Origin of the sequence: Micromonospora coriariae (genome assembly GCF_900091455.1) — a bacterium.
GTDB classification, from domain to species: domain Bacteria; phylum Actinomycetota; class Actinomycetes; order Mycobacteriales; family Micromonosporaceae; genus Micromonospora; species Micromonospora coriariae.
In genome coordinates this window covers 1,558,522-1,572,606 of record NZ_LT607412.1, presented here as the reverse complement: position 1 = coordinate 1,572,606, position 14,085 = coordinate 1,558,522, and the positions used below count along the sequence as shown (strand labels likewise).

The following is a 14,085-nucleotide window of genomic DNA, read 5'->3' as shown; positions in this document are numbered from 1 at the left end:
GTCAAGCGTTCACCAGGGCAGCACCCCGTACCCGCCGCCGGCGTCCATCTGGAAGCCCCAGAGCAGCCCGCTCGGCCCGTCCGCCGGCAGCGTCGCCAGGTGCACGCTCACCTCGGCGCCCTGCTCGGCGGTGCGGAAGCCGCTGTTGCCGTTGAGGTCGGTGGCGCAGTAGCCCGGGTTCGCCGCGTTCACCTTGATCGGGGTGTCCCGCAGCTCCTTGGCGTACATGGCGGTGAGCATGTTCAGCGCCGACTTCGACGACGGGTACGGCACGGAGGTCAGCGCGAACAGCGCGCCGTCCGGGTCGGTCATCACCGCGATCGAGCCGACCTCGCTGGAGACGTTGACGATCCGGGCCGCGGGTGCCCGGAGCAGCAGCGGCAGCAGCGCGTTGGTCACCGCCGCCACCCCGAAAACGTTCGTCTCGAACACGCGGCGCAGTGTCGCCACGGTCGTCTCGCTGGGCAGCCCCAACGTACCGTCGGCGAGGATGATGCCGGCGTTGTTGACCAGCACGTCCAACCGGCCGTACTCCGACTCGACCAGCTTCGCGGCGGCCGCCACCGACTCGGCGTCGGTGACGTCCAGCGGCACGAACCGGGCGTCCGCGCCGCCGGCGCGAAGCTTCTCCTGCGCGGCCCGGCCCCGCTCGGCGTCCCGGGCACCCACCAGCACCGTCATGCCCCGCGCGCCGAGCTGCTCGGCCGTGGCCAGGCCGATTCCCCTGTTGGCCCCGGTGATCAGGGCGATCGTGTTCGTCGTCATGTCCTCGACGTTGCCCGTCCGGCCCGCCCGGAGGGAGAGACCGGCCGAGGCTGGGACCGGCGGTACCACCCTCGCCGGCGCCGGCTGAGGCACGCTTGACGCATGACCGACCTACGTCGTGACGAACTGGCGGCGTTCCTGCGCGCCCGCCGCGCCCGGCTGCGCCCCGCCGAGGTCGGGCTCCCCGAGGGCGAACGCCGACGCACCCCCGGGCTTCGCCGCCAGGAGGTGGCCCAACTCGCCGGTATGTCGATCGACTACTACATTCGGCTGGAACAGGGCAGGGGGCCGCACCCGTCCCGGCAGGTGCTCGCCGCGATGGCCCGGGCACTGCTGCTCAGCCGGGACGAGCGCGAGTATCTGTTCCGGATCGCCGGGGAGAATCCGCTGCCGGTCGGCGGACCGAGCCGGGAGGTGACCCCGGGGCTGCGGCACCTGATCGACGCGATGACCGAGACCCCGGCGTACCTCGTCGACGCCGCGTACCAGGTGCTGGCCTGGAATCGTCTGGCCACGTACTTCGTGGGTGACCTCGCGGCCGTGCCGGACGCGGACCGCAACATGATCCGCTGGACCTTCCGGCGCCCGGTGACCGACAGCCGCTGGTCCGACGCGGAAAGTATCTGCTTCGTCCGCAGCACAGTGGCGGACCTGCGGGCCGCCTACGGCCGCTACCCGGCCGACCCGGCGATCCGCGAGCTGGTCACCGAGCTGCTCGGCACCTCGCCCCGGTTCGCGCGGCTCTGGGCCGAGCACGACGTCGAGGAGCGCCGCCCGATCGTCAAGCGGGTGCCGCACCCCGAGCTGGGGGCGTTGGAGTTCGAGTGCCGGGTGCTGCACGTGCCGGAGACCGACCAGCGGATGATCGTCTACGTCCCCGAGCCCGGCTCACCCACTCAGGCGGTGTTCCGTCGGCTCGCCGAGCGCGTCGCGCCCTGACGGCAGCCGACCAGCTCGTCCCCGTGCTCGGACCGCCGGTAGAGCACGCTGTGCCGTTCCCGCGCGCGGACCACGAGGCCGGAGCGCAGCAGCACCCCCAGGTGGTAGGAGACGGTGGCCGGCGCCAGCCGGTGCCGCTCGCTGAGCTGCCCGGTGGACCGGGGCACGTCCAGGTCCGCGAGGATCGCCGCGCGGCTCGCACCGACCAGGTCACCGAGCCGGCCCGCCCGGCGCGGCTGCGCCCGCCCGGCGCCGATCGGGTAGACCAGCACAGCGTTGCCCTCGTCGCAGAGCTGGGTGGACAGCTGCGGCCAGGCCAGCGCCGACGGCGCGAGCACCAGTTCCGCGCCGGTCAGCGCCGTGGTGATCCGGTACGAGCTGTCGATGGTCAGCGACCTGCCGGTCCAGCCGACCTTCGGGTGCAGGCTGTTCAGCATGCCGCCCACCCCGGCGGTGGCCATGGTGGTGGCCCGCGCGGCCAGTTCGGCCTCCAGCGCGGCCCGCACCGCCGGCCACTGCTCGGCGAGCGCGGCCCGCCAGAAGTGGCGCAGCCCGTCGGTGACCCGCCGGGCGAGCGTGCCGTCCTCGACCGCCGCGCGGACCCGCGCCGGCATCGCGCCCGCCGGGAACCGCTCGTGCACCTGCGTCGCCACCTCGTCGGCGGGCGTCGCCGCCATGGCCGTCAACTGCTGGTCGAAGACCGCGTCGAGCGGGCCCAGCGGCGGCTTCGGCGTGAGCAGGTCCGGCGTGTAACCGAGCCGGCCGGGCGGCGTCACCAGCGCCGCGACCAGGGCCACGTCGGGGTGCCGCAGTGCGGCGCGGGCGGCCGGGCCGGGATCGCCGTGCACCGGATGCCCGAACCGCGAGAGCGCCGCCCGCAGCCAGGACGTCACCTCCGAGGCCGGCGAGATCGCCAACCGCAGCCGGGCGAGGCTCGGGCCGTCCAGATGCGCGACCATCACAGCGCGGATCGTACAAGCGGCGGCATCTATGTGCGGCCCGCATTCGAGCTGGTTCGAATCACTGGCCGGCGGATCGCCGGGCCGGGTTGGCTGCGACGGCACAGCCACTCGTTGCGAGGAGAACCCGATGCGCCCACCTGCCTCCGCCCGCCCCGCCGGCCGGCTCGGCCGAACGATCGCCCTGCTCGGGCTCACCGCCGGCCTGCTGGCCTCGGCTCCCGCCGCGGTGTCGGCCGCCACCCCCGGCCCGGGCGACACCACGACCGGCGACGCGACGGCCCGCGGCTGCCAGCGCGCCTTCGACCGTGCCGTCCGGGCGTACGTGGAGACCACCGCCCGGCGTGACCTGGACGGCTTCGCCGCCCTGCTGCACCCCGAGGTGACCTCCGTCTTCGCCTCCGACGGGGAGGTGCTCGACGGCAAGCGGGCCACCGTGGACTGGCTGCGCGGGTTCTTCGCCGACGACTCCTGGACGCAGTCGTTCAGCGTGGCCAAGCAGACCGTGGTGGGCTGCCACACCGGCTTCGTGCTGTTCGACTCCGTCTACGCGGTGCCGGCGTCCGGCGTCCGGGTGCCGCTGCTGATCGGGGTGAGCTACACCTACCACCAAGGCCGGTGGCTGGTGCTGCAGAACCAGGACTCCGTGGGCCGGAGCTGACCGGGGGCTGACCGAGGGGTCGTCAGCAGGGGGGAGGGGCGGGTGCCACAGCGGTGGCGCCCGTCCCGCGGCGACGTTCAGGCGATCTTCTCGAGGGCGGCCACTGCCAGCGGCGCGATCTTCGCGATCAGCGCGGTGCCGGCCGCCAGGTCGCCGTTGCTCGCCGAGGCGTCCACCTCCATGACGAAGTTGCCGCGCACCAGGAAGAGGGTGCACTGGTGCCGGGTCGCCTTCCCCTTCAACCGCTCGCAGAAGGTGATCACGTCCGGGCCGTTCGGCACCGGCGGGGGTGAGGGCCGCACGATCGTCGACGTGCGTCCGTCGTCGGGCACCTCGTACTGCTTGCACGTCGAGAGGACGGACCGCAGCTCGTCGGCGAGCTTGCGGCCGGGCACCTTCAGGTAGCCGACCACGTACTGCCGGATCCACACGGTCTCGCCGTCCCAGAGCCGCTCCCGGTAGGCGGTGCGTTTGATGTCCGACGGCAGGCTCGCCCTGCACAACGAGATCAGCTTCCACGCGTCGGTGTTCTCGTCGGTGTACTGGGCGGTCTCCGGGTTGAACTTCGCGTCCAGGTTCAGCATCGCCTTGGTGACCCGGCTGCGGACCTCGGCGGTGGAGGTCGGCGCCGGGCGCGGCTTCGGCGGGGTCGGCGAGGCCGACGCCGCCGGCGCGGACCAGCGGGGGGCCTCGGCGGCCTGGCTCGGCGCGCAGGCCGCCGGCGCGAGCAGGAGCAACGACAGCAGAGCAAGGGTGGAGCGGCGGAGCGACATCGCAGGGGGCGGTCCTTTCACACGAAAAGGGGGACCCGACCGGGCCCCCCTTCTCTGTGCGCCGTCGCCAGCCGTCGCGTTACGCGGGCAGGTAGGCGAAGGTGTCCGGGTTCGGGCCCTGCCGACCGGCCTCGCCCTTGTCCAGCCCGGTGATCCGCTCCATCGCCGTGTCGTCCAGCTCGAAGTCGAAGATCCGGGTGTTCTCCTCGATCCGCTTCGGGGTGGTCGACTTCGGGAAGATGATGTCGCCGCGCTGCACGTGCCAGCGGAGCACCACCTGCGCCGGGCTCCGGTCGACCTGCTCGGCGATGTCGACCACCGTCGGGTCGCCCAGCACCTTGCCCTGCGCGATCGGCGACCACGCCTCGGTGAGGATGTTGTGCTCGCGGCCGTAGGCGCGGACCTCCTCGTTGCCGAAGTACGGGTGCGCCTCGATCTGGTTGACCGCCGGCATCACGTCCGCCTCGGCGGCCAGCCGCCGCAGGTGCGACACCTGGAAGTTCGACACGCCGATCGAGCGGGCCCGGCCGTCGCGCTGGAACTCCTCCAGCACCTTCCAGGTGGAGACGTAGTCGCCGTCGTACAGGGTCGGCAGCGGCCAGTGGATCAGGAACAGGTCGATGTAGTCCATCTTCAGCGCCGCCAGCGTCGAGTCGAACGCCTTGCGGGCGTCGTCGGGGCGGTGGAAGGCGTTGTTCAGCTTGCTGGTGATGTAGACCGCGTCCCGGTCGAGGCCGGACTCGCGTACGGCCTCGCCCACCTCGGCCTCGTTGCCGTACATCTCGGCGGTGTCGATGTGCCGGTAGCCCACCTCCAGCGCCTTGGCCACCGCCGCGACGGTGTCCTTCGGCTCGATCTGGAACACCCCGAAGCCGAGCTGCGGGATGGTCGTGCCGTCGTTCAGGCTGATGTCGGGAATCGTGTTGGCCACTGCGGCTCCTTCGCGTCTTCGTCCGAGGCACCCGGGCGCGCAATCACGTCCACGCGTGCCACCTGTTATCCCTACCCGAGCGGGAGGTGGATTCACCGCCGTTCTCAGGGTGACGAGCGCAACGTGGACCCGCTCACCCGGTCGTGTCGAAGAGCACCGGCCAGGGGCGCGCCGCGGGCACCGACGGGGTGCCGGGCGCGGGCGGCGGGGGTTCGGCGCCGGTGAGCACCTCGGCGGCGAGCTGCCCGAACATCGGCGCCGCCGGGTGCGCCGACCGGTCCGGCCAGGCCGCCGAGGTGCGCTTCGCCAGCGGCGCGCCGGCGATCGGCCGCCAGGCGATCCGCGGCTCCCGGCGGGCCACCGTCGCCGGCTCGACGGCCACCGCGCCACCGGCCAGCACCAGGGCGAAGAGGAACTCCGGGTTGCGCGCCGGCCGGACCCGCGCGGGTCGGTAGCCGTGCCGGCGGCACACGTCCAGCAGGTGGTCGTGCCAGCCCGGCGCGGTGGCCCGGGGCGCGGCCACCAGGTCGAGGCCGGCCAGCGCGGCGAGCGGCACCTCCCGGCCGCGGGCCAGCGGCGAGGTGCGCGGCAGCAGCACCCCCAGCGGTACGTCGACCGGGGCGCCGAAGCGCAGCCCGTCCGCCGCCACCGGGTGGTGCACCAGCCCCACGTCCAGGGTCCGTTCGGTGAGCATCCGCACCTGTTCGCCGCTGGTCAGCTCCTGCAGCTCCACGTCCAGGCCGGGCGCCCGGGTGGTGAGCCCGTCCAGCAGCGCGCGCAGCGTCACCGCCGGCGTCTCCGGTGGCACCCCGGCCCGCAGGACGCCCAGCTCACCCGCGCGGACCTGCCCCATCAGGTTGCGTAGCCGACCCTCGCCGGCGAGCAACTCCTCCGCCTCGCCGAGCAGCAGCTCACCGGCGGTGGTGAGGCGCACCTGGCGGCGGGACCGGTCGAACAGCTCGACCGTCAGCTCCCGCTCCAACCGTTGGATGGACTGGCTGAGCGGCGGCTGGGCCATCCCGAGCAGCTCCGCGGCCCGCCCGAAGTGCAGCTCGTGGGCGACCACCACGAAGTGCCGCAGGTGTCGGAGCAGGTCCACGGCCCGGACCCTACGCCAGCGCCGGCATCGTGCCGCTGGATACCGTGCCGGGGTGGACGTGGGGGAGCGCATCGGGGCCATCTTCGCCGAGGTCGGGGTGACAGCCAGCCTGCACGCCGTCGACCTGGACGGCGTGGACCTGACCGCCGAGCAGCACGGCGGCGAGGTCGCCGGTGGTCGGGAGGTCGGGGTGCGGGCCGACGAGCAGGTGGTGATCGCCTCGATCTTCAAGATCCTGCTGGTGTTGGAGTTCGCCCGGCAGGTCGTCGCCGGTCAGCTGGACCCGACCGAACGGATCCAGGTCACCGCCGCCGACCGGCTCGGCGGGTGGGGGCTGGCCGGCTGCACCGACGACGCCGAGGTGTCGCTGCGCGACCTCGCGTACTTCGCCATGTCGGTCAGCGACAACACGGCCGCTGACCTGCTGCTGCGCCGGGTCGGCCCGGACCTGCTGCCGATGCTCGCCGCCGAGCTGGGGTTGACCCGTACCCGCGTGCTCGGCGGCCCCCGGGATCTGGTCGAGGGGATGCTCGCCGATGTGGGCGCGCGGAACGAGGCGGATTTCGCCCGGATCTTCCCGACCCTGCCGGACGACCAGGTCTGGACCATGCGGGTGTTCGACCCGGCGCGCACCACGTCGAGCACGGCTCGGGAGATCACCCGGCTGCTCACCCTGATCTGGCGGGACGAGGCCGGGCCGCCGCAGGCCTGCGCGATGGTCCGCACCTGGATGGCCCGGCAGATCTTCTGGACCCGGCTGGCCGCGGGGTTCCCGCCCGGCGTCCGGGTGTCCGGCAAGACCGGCACCCTGCCCGGCCTGCACCTGGAAGCCGGCGTCGCCGAATACCTCGACGGCGGCCGGTACGCCATCGCCGTCTTCGCCCGTTCCGATCGGCTGACCCCGCGCCGGATCGACGTCGACCTGGCGATGGGACACGCCGCGCGGACGGCCGTCGAGGCGCTGCGCGGCGACTGAACTTTTCAGCCGTTCGGGCATCGGCGCACCGTCCCTGAACAGGCCCGATATGCGGCGACGTATCGGAGCTGGCGGCCTTCGATCTTGGACCGGAGCCCGGTGGCGCTGGTTGGCTCGTGCCGACCAGTCACCGGACCACGGGGAGTAGATCCGCATGCCCAGTCTCGACCGCCGTCGCTTTCTTCGCGACGCCGCCACCACCGCCCTGGTCTCCGCCGGCGGCCTCGCCGCCACCTCCGCCACCCCGGCCCAGGCCGCGCCGCCGGCCGCCGCCCCCGCGCCGACCACCCGCCGCCGCGGCGCGGTCAGCTTTCGCTGGTGGGGTACGGCCGGATGGCGCGTCGACATCGGCGACCGGACCGTGCTGGTCGACCCGTACCTCAGCCGGATCGACACCGGGTTGTTCACCGGGCCGTTCAATCCGACCACGGCATTGACCGTGCGCACCGACGTGATCGACGCTCGCGTCGACAGGGCCATGACGGTGCTGGTCACGCACACCCACTGGGACCACTTCATGGACGTGCCCCACATCGCCGGGCGCACCGGCGCGCGGGTGTTCGGCACGCTGACCGCGTACCACCTGGGGTTGGCCTACGGGGTGCCGTCGACGCAGCTCAGCGCAGTGAAGGGCGGCGAGGTGCTGGACTTCGGTGATCACAGCGTCGAGGTGGTCGGCTCCCTGCACAGCCGCAACCCCTCGTACTCGGTGGCCTTTCCCGGCGTGCGGGTGAGCCAGCCGGCGCAGCCGGCGACCATCGGTGACCTGCCGGAGGGGGACACGCTGGGCTACCTGCTGCGGGTCGACGGCGGGCCGTCGGTCTACTTCACCGGGGCCAGTGACGTCGCCGAGCGCAACCTCACCGGCCTGGCGCCGGACGTGGCCATGGTGGCCATGCAGAACGCCACCACCACCGGCGACTACCTGCCCCGGCTGCTGGCCGGCCTGGACTACCCGAAGGTCGTGGTGGCGGTGCACTGGGACAACTTCGAGACCAAACTGCAGAACCCACCGCCCGTCGCCCCGGCCGATCGCATCCGGCTGGACGACATGATCGCCGCGGTGCGGCGGATCTCGCCGCGCAGCCGGGTGCTGGTGCCCGAGTACGAGACGGCGTACCACTTCTGACCGGCCCGGGTGGGGGTCGCGGCCGGACCGGCGCGACCCCCGCCGGGTCAGCCGGCCGCCAGTTCGGCGAGGGCGCGCACCGACTTCCAGTTCCGGGAGGTGGCCACAACGCCCAGCTTCTTCTCCAGGTACGCGTTGGTGAACTTCGACCGCCCGTAACCGCCGTCGACGTAGTGCAGGAAGACCTCCCGGCCGGTCACAGTGAACGCCACGTTCTCGCTGCCGGGCACGGTCAGCGCATCCACTGTGGACTTCTTCGGCGCGGTCGCGAGGAAGGCCACCAGCAGCCTCGTCGGGTCGTCCTCCCGCTCGGCGTACGGGTTGCCGCCGGCCACCGCCGCCAGCTCCCGGGCGCTGCGTACCAGCACCGACACGCTCAGCCCCAGCTCGTCGGCGAGCGCCCGCTCGATCCCGGCGGCCAGCTTCTCGGCGTCGCGTACACCGCTGCCGAACACCACGTTGCCGCTCTGCAGGTACGTCCTGACGTCGTCGTGCCCGAGGTCGGTCACGAGCCGGCGCAGGTCGGCCATCGCGAGCCGGGTGGAGCCGACGTTGACCCCGCGCAGCAGGGCGACGTAGCGGGTCATGGCGTCCTCCTCGTTTGCCAAGCCGACCCGGTCAGCGTAGGTCGGCCGGCCCCAACCCGCCGGGACCCACCAGGCCCGTTTCGTAGGCGACGATGACGAGTTGCGCCCGGTCGCGTACCGCCAGCTTGGTCAGCAGCCGCCCGACGTGCGTCTTCACGGTGGCGGGGCTGAGGTGCAGGTGCGCGGCGAGTTCGGCGTTGGACAGGCCCCGGGCGATCAGCGCGAGGACCTCCCGTTCCCGTTCGGTCACCCCGTTCAGCCCACGCGGCAGTGGCCGGGCCGGCTCCGGCCGCCGGGCGAACTCGTCGATCAACCGACGGGTCACCGTCGGCGCGAGCAGTCCCTCACCGGCGGCCACCACCCGGATGCCGGTCAGCAGCTCTGCCGGTGGGGTGTCCTTGAGCAGGAAGCCGCTGGCCCCGGCCCGGATTGCGCCGTAGACGTACTCGTCGAGGTCGAAGGTGGTCAGCATGAGCACCCGGGTGGCCGCCGTCGCCGGATCGGCGCAGATCCGCCGGGTCGCCTCGATGCCGTCCATCTCCGGCATGCGTACGTCCATCAGCACGACGTCCGGCCGATGTTCGGCGGTCAGCGCGACGGCTTCCGCGCCGGTGCCGGCCTCCCCGACGGTGGTGCAGTCAGGGGCCAGGTCGACCAGTAGCCGGAAGCTGCCGCGCAGCAGCGCCTGGTCGTCGGCGATCAGCACCCGGATCACGCGGCCACCCGGTACGGCAGGTTGGCCGTCACCGCGAAGCCGCCGTCGGAGCGTGGTCCGGCGTGGAACTCCCCACCGTGCAACGCCACCCGTTCACGCATGCCAATCAACCCGTGTCCCTCCCCTACGGTCGACACCGGTCGCCGGCCGTCGTCGGTCACCTCCACCCGCACCTCGGTGGGCAGGACGGTCACCGTCGCCCGGCAGGCCGCGGGCGCCGCGTGCTTCACCACGTTGGTCACCGCCTCCTGCACGATCCGGTACACGGCCAGGCCCACCGATTCCGGCACCGCGCCGGCCTCCTCCCGCCTTACGTCGAGCCGTACGTCGACACCGCCGATCGCCGCCTGCTCGGCGAGCACCGGCAACTCGTCCAACCCGGGCGTCGGGGCGTACGGGGTGCCCTCCCGCAGTACGCCGAGCACCCGACGGACGTCGGTCAACGCGCTGCGGCCGGTCTCCTCGATCACCCGCAGGGCGGCGCCCGCCTCGCGGGGGTCGGCCTCGGCGACGTGGTTTGCGACGGCCGCCTTCACCACGATGAGGCTCAGCGTGTGCGCCACCACGTCGTGCAGCTCGCGCGCCACCCGCAGTCGCTCCTCGGTGGCGGCCTGACGGACCAGGTTCTCACTCTGACGGGCGGCCAGGGCGCGTCGCTCCCGGATCAGCCAGCCGATCAGCCAGGCCGGCGCGATCATGACGGCGGCGTAGGCGACCGCCCCGGTCCGCGACCAGAGGTCGCCCGCGGTCAGCACCAGCGCGACGCTCACCAGAGCGAGACAACCGGCGGCGCAGAGCATCGATCGGCGCGTGGTCGTCGACACGGCCACCGTGTAGAAGGACAGGCCGATGGCGAACGCCGGCGCGGCAGCCGCGAAGTTCGGAATCACGCCGGTGACCAGGGCAACTGTGCTGATCGAGCTGATCACGATGGCGACCGGAACCGGCCACCGTCGCCGGACGGCCAGCGGCAGCCCGAGAGTCAATCCGACGAGCACTGACACCCAGAGCGGTTCGCGGACGCCACCGTGCAGCGGCGACTCGAGCGCCGCGTACGGGCAGAGCAGTCCGCCGACCGCCACGGCCAGGACGGCGTCCAGGATGTACAGATCCATCGGCCGTAGTCGCCGGGACAGCAGGAGAGCGATCACCCGACAAACGGTATCGGCCAGCCGCGGTGGGGGCGTCCACCCGTGGGCCGTCATCCTCGGGTACGACGCCTGTCACCGGTCGCGCCCGGACTCCGCCCACGGGAGGGCCGGCAAGTGTCAGCGCTGGCATGACGCGCGGCACCTGCCTTAGCGGGCACCGTGACGGCCATGACCACAGACACGGTGACCCTGACGGGGTTACGCGCGGTGTACGGCACCCCGAGTCGGCCGGTGACGGCGCTCGACGGTGTGACGACCAGCTTCGCGAGCGGCACGTTCACGGCGGTGATGGGCCCCTCCGGCTCGGGAAAGTCCACCCTGCTGCACTGCGCGGCCGGGCTGGACAGCCCGACCGAGGGGATCGTCACGATCGACGGCACCCGCTTGAACGACCTCGGCGAGGACGAGCTGACCCGCCTGCGGCGTGACCGCATCGGCTTCGTGTTCCAGGCGTTCAACCTGGTGTCCACGCTGACCGCCGCGCAGAACGTCGAGTTGCCCTTGCGCCTGGCCGGCCGCCGTCCACCGGCCCGGGACGTCGCCGCCGCGCTCGACGCCGTCGGACTGGCCGACCGGGCCGGGCACCGGCCGAGTGAGCTGTCCGGTGGTGAGCAGCAGCGCGTCGCCGTGGCCCGAGCGTTGATCACCCGTCCGGTGGTGCTCTTCGCCGACGAGCCGACCGGGGCACTCGACAGCGCCGCGTCCCGGCAGGTGCTCCAGCTGCTGCGCGCGCTCGTTGACGACCACGGACAGACCGTCGTGATGGTGACCCACGATCCCAGCGCCGCCGCGTACGCCGATCGGGTCCTCCTGCTCGCCGACGGCCGCGTCGTCGACGAGTTGACCGGCGGGATCACCGCCGCTGCCGTCGCCGCCCGGATCGCCGAGCGTGAGGCGGATCCGGTGGGCGCGTCCCGGCACGCCGCGGAGACCGCCGGGGAGCTGTCGTGCTGAGCGTCCGGCGGTCGGCCAGCGCGTTCGTGGCCGTCGCCATCGGGGTCGCGCTGGTCGCGGCGGCCACCCTGCTGCTCGCCTCCGGGCGTCCGCAGGTCCCGGAACGGCTGGCGCAGGCGGCGGTGGTGGTGCAGAGTCCGGAGGCGGGTACGGCGGCCGACTCCTTCGTGCCGAGCCGACCCTGGTCCGCCACCGCGGCGGCGGAACTCACCAGCAGGCTGGCCGGTCTGCCGGGCGTCGCGGCTGCGGTTCCGGACCGGACCTTCTACGCCCAGCCGCTCGTCGGCGGCCGCCCTTCGGCCGCTGATGCCCGGCGGGAGGACGCCCACCAGGGCCACGGCTGGTCCGACGCCCAGCTTGGTGGACTGCGCCGCACGGCCGGCGAGCCGCCCCGGAAGGCTGGCGAGGTGGTCGTCGACAGTGCGCTCGGGCTGCGGACCGGCGCGCCGGTCACCCTTCTCACGGCGGCGGGTCCGCAGCCGTACACCGTCAGCGGTCTGGTCGACGCGCCCGGCGTCTACGTCGCGGACGAGGTCGCCGCCGAGCTCGCACCCGGCGTCCGGGCCATCGGTCTGCTGCTCGCGCCCGGCGCCGACCCGGAACGGGTCGCAGTGGCGGCTCGCGGTGTCGTCGGCGGCGATGGACAGGTGCTGACCGGCGACGCACGCGGCGCGCTGGAGCCGCGCGGTGACGCCCGTACCCGCTGGATCGGCACGCAGGTGCTCACCGCGACGGCGGCCCTCGCCGGCTTCGTCACGGTGTTCGTGGTCGCCTCCACCTTCGCGTTCACCATCGCGCAGCGCCGTCGCGAGCTGGGCCTGCTGCGCGCCGTGGGCGCCACTCCACACCAGGTCCGCCGCATGGTGTACGCCGAGGCGCTCGCCGTCGGCGCCTCGGCCGGGCTCGTCGGCCTGTTGGTCGGCGCGGCACTCGCCCCGGCGTTGGGTCGACTGCTGGTCGACGTCGGCTTCGAGCCGGCGACCTTCGCGGTCCGCTACGCCTTCTGGCCGGTCGCGGTCTCGCTCGTCGCCGGGCCGGTGATCGCGCTGCTGGCCGTCTGGTCGGCGTCCCGCCGAGCGGCCCGGGTCCGCCCGTTGGAGGCGCTGCGTGAGGCCGCGGTGGAGCAGCGACCGATCGGGCGGCTGCGGGTCGCCACCGGGGCGTTTCTCGTAGCGGTGGGGGCCGCGCTCAGCGTCGGAACGGCGACCGCCGACGAAGCCCGGGTCGCCGCGCAGTACGCCCTCTACGCGGTGATGGCCCTGGTCGCGGGTGCCACCGTGCTCGCCCCGGCGGTGGTCGGGCCGGTCGTGCGGCTGCTGCGGTCTCCGGTGCGGCGGCCCGGTGGCGCGATCGGGATGCTGGTCCGGGGTGGAGCGTTGACCGCCACCCGGCGGACCGCGTCCCTCGCCGCGCCGGTGCTGCTCACGGTCGCGTTCGCGGTGCTGGTGTCCGGGATGGTGCGCACCACCACCGCCGCGTACGCGGCAGGTCGGGCGGACAACGTGAACGCCGGCTGGATCGTCGTGCCCGACGGCGGACCCGGTCTGTCGGACCAGGCCGTTGCCACGGCCGGTGGCACAGCCCTCCTGCCGACCACTGTCTTCCGCACCGACCCCGGAACGCTGCCGGAAAACCGGCCACTGACCGCGCTCGGTGTGGACCCGGCGGGCTTCACCGCCGCGAACCGGGCGCTCACCGTCGTCGCCGGCTCGCTGAACGACCTGCGCGGCGACGACACAGTGGTGCTCACCGCGTCGGAGGTGCCGGCGGCCGGGTTGCCGTCGCAGCCGTACCCGGTGGTCTTCGCCGACGGGACGTTGGTGCCGCTGCGCGTCGTCGCAGTGGTCACCGACGACTCGCTCCCCGGCGACCTGCTCGTGCCCCGGGCCGTGGTGCGAAGGCACGACCCGTCCGCGCTGACCTCCACGGTGTACGTCCGGGACCGGATCGATCCGCCGGTCGGCGCGCGGATCGTCGACGTCGCCACCTGGGCGGCCGAAGCGGACGCCGCCGAGGACCGCCTCGTCTGGCTGTTCACGCTGCTGCTGATTGGGGTGTCCGCCGGCTACGGGGCCATCGCGGTGGCCAACACGCTGTTGTTGGCTGCCGCCGGCCGGGCCGCCGACCTGCGGCTGATCCGGTTGGCCGGGGCGACCCGGCGGCAGGTCATCTGGCTGGTCACGGCCGAGTCCGCCCTGGTGGTGTTGATCGGCGCACTGCTCGGCGGGGCTGTCGCGTTCGCCGGTCTGCTGAGCATCCGCGCCGGCCTCGCCGAGCAGGTCGGCGCGCCGGTGGACCTCGTCGTGCCGTGGCCGGTGGTCGGCGGCGTAGTGGGCCTCTGTCTGCTGCTCGCGGTGGTGGCGAGCGCGCTGCCGGCGTGGCGGCTGCTGCACCACCGTCCCGCCCGGTCGCCGGTCCGCGCCTTCGCCGGATGACCAGCCCCATA

At 73.4% G+C, this 14,085-nt stretch carries 14 protein-coding genes; 6 read left to right on the top strand and 8 right to left on the bottom strand.

Annotated elements, in window-relative coordinates; translation table 11 throughout:
• Positions 1-9 precede the first annotated feature (9 nt).
• Positions 10-765: an SDR family oxidoreductase gene (locus GA0070607_RS07310; protein WP_089017502.1), complete on the bottom strand. Its 756-nt coding sequence runs from the start codon at positions 763-765 to the stop codon at positions 10-12.
• Between the two features lie 102 nt (positions 766-867).
• On the opposite strand from GA0070607_RS07310, the gene GA0070607_RS07305 reads away from it, so the two are divergent.
• Positions 868-1,704 carry a helix-turn-helix transcriptional regulator gene (locus GA0070607_RS07305; RefSeq protein ID WP_089017501.1) on the top strand — a complete coding sequence of 279 codons (837 nt, stop codon included), beginning with the start codon at positions 868-870 and terminating at the stop codon, positions 1,702-1,704.
• Here the strand turns inward: GA0070607_RS07305 and GA0070607_RS07300 are convergent.
• A complete protein-coding gene (locus GA0070607_RS07300; RefSeq protein WP_231931123.1) occupies positions 1,662-2,663 on the bottom strand; it encodes a winged helix-turn-helix domain-containing protein in 1,002 nt (333 codons plus the stop codon). The two genes, GA0070607_RS07305 and GA0070607_RS07300, sit on opposite strands and share 43 nt — an antisense overlap.
• 130 nt (positions 2,664-2,793) lie before the next feature.
• Here GA0070607_RS07300 and GA0070607_RS07295 point away from each other — a divergent pair, with 130 nt between their 5' ends.
• On the top strand, positions 2,794-3,324 hold the full coding sequence (locus GA0070607_RS07295; protein ID WP_089017499.1) for a nuclear transport factor 2 family protein: 531 nt from the start codon (positions 2,794-2,796) through the stop codon (positions 3,322-3,324).
• A gap of 77 nt (positions 3,325-3,401) precedes the next feature.
• Here the strand turns inward: GA0070607_RS07295 and GA0070607_RS07290 are convergent, their stop codons facing one another.
• The 3 genes from GA0070607_RS07290 to GA0070607_RS07280 all read right to left on the bottom strand — a co-directional run bounded on the left by GA0070607_RS07290 (position 3,402) and on the right by GA0070607_RS07280 (position 6,127).
• Positions 3,402-4,097 carry a hypothetical protein gene (locus GA0070607_RS07290; protein WP_089017498.1) on the bottom strand — a complete coding sequence of 232 codons (696 nt, stop codon included), beginning with the start codon at positions 4,095-4,097 and terminating at the stop codon, positions 3,402-3,404.
• A 79-nt stretch (positions 4,098-4,176) separates the two neighbouring features.
• A complete protein-coding gene (locus GA0070607_RS07285; RefSeq protein WP_089017497.1) occupies positions 4,177-5,028 on the bottom strand; it encodes an aldo/keto reductase in 852 nt (283 codons plus the stop codon).
• 133 nt (positions 5,029-5,161) lie between these two features.
• Positions 5,162-6,127, bottom strand: coding sequence for a LysR family transcriptional regulator (locus GA0070607_RS07280; protein WP_089017496.1), 966 nt, complete (start codon positions 6,125-6,127; stop codon positions 5,162-5,164).
• Positions 6,128-6,179: 52 nt separating this feature from the next.
• Between GA0070607_RS07280 and GA0070607_RS07275 the strand changes: the two genes are divergently transcribed.
• Positions 6,180-7,103 carry a serine hydrolase gene (locus tag GA0070607_RS07275; RefSeq protein ID WP_089017495.1) on the top strand — a complete coding sequence of 308 codons (924 nt, stop codon included), beginning with the start codon at positions 6,180-6,182 and terminating at the stop codon, positions 7,101-7,103.
• A 154-nt stretch (positions 7,104-7,257) separates the two neighbouring features.
• A complete protein-coding gene (locus tag GA0070607_RS07270) occupies positions 7,258-8,232 on the top strand; it encodes an MBL fold metallo-hydrolase (RefSeq protein ID WP_089017494.1) in 975 nt (324 codons plus the stop codon).
• A 47-nt stretch (positions 8,233-8,279) separates the two neighbouring features.
• Here GA0070607_RS07270 and GA0070607_RS07265 read toward each other — a convergent pair whose 3' ends face one another.
• From GA0070607_RS07265 to GA0070607_RS07255, 3 genes are read right to left on the bottom strand one after another with little or no spacing between them, the layout of a single operon-like run.
• Entirely contained in the window at positions 8,280-8,819 is a 540-nt protein-coding gene (locus GA0070607_RS07265) for a DUF1697 domain-containing protein (RefSeq protein ID WP_089017493.1), read from the bottom strand.
• 31 nt (positions 8,820-8,850) lie between these two features.
• Entirely contained in the window at positions 8,851-9,534 is a 684-nt protein-coding gene (locus GA0070607_RS07260; protein ID WP_089017492.1) for a response regulator, read from the bottom strand.
• Positions 9,531-10,685: a sensor histidine kinase gene (locus GA0070607_RS07255; RefSeq protein ID WP_231930887.1), complete on the bottom strand. Its 1,155-nt coding sequence runs from the start codon at positions 10,683-10,685 to the stop codon at positions 9,531-9,533. Before GA0070607_RS07255 ends, GA0070607_RS07260 begins: the two co-directional genes overlap by 4 nt.
• A gap of 168 nt (positions 10,686-10,853) precedes the next feature.
• Between GA0070607_RS07255 and GA0070607_RS07250 the strand changes: the two genes are divergently transcribed.
• Together GA0070607_RS07250 and GA0070607_RS07245 are read left to right on the top strand one after the other, a co-directional pair.
• Positions 10,854-11,639 carry an ABC transporter ATP-binding protein gene (locus tag GA0070607_RS07250; protein ID WP_089021707.1) on the top strand — a complete coding sequence of 262 codons (786 nt, stop codon included), beginning with the start codon at positions 10,854-10,856 and terminating at the stop codon, positions 11,637-11,639.
• Complete coding sequence (locus GA0070607_RS07245) at positions 11,633-14,074, top strand: ABC transporter permease (protein WP_231930886.1); 2,442 nt, start codon at positions 11,633-11,635, stop codon at positions 14,072-14,074. The genes GA0070607_RS07250 and GA0070607_RS07245 overlap by 7 nt, the downstream gene beginning before the upstream one ends.
• Positions 14,075-14,085 lie beyond the last annotated feature (11 nt).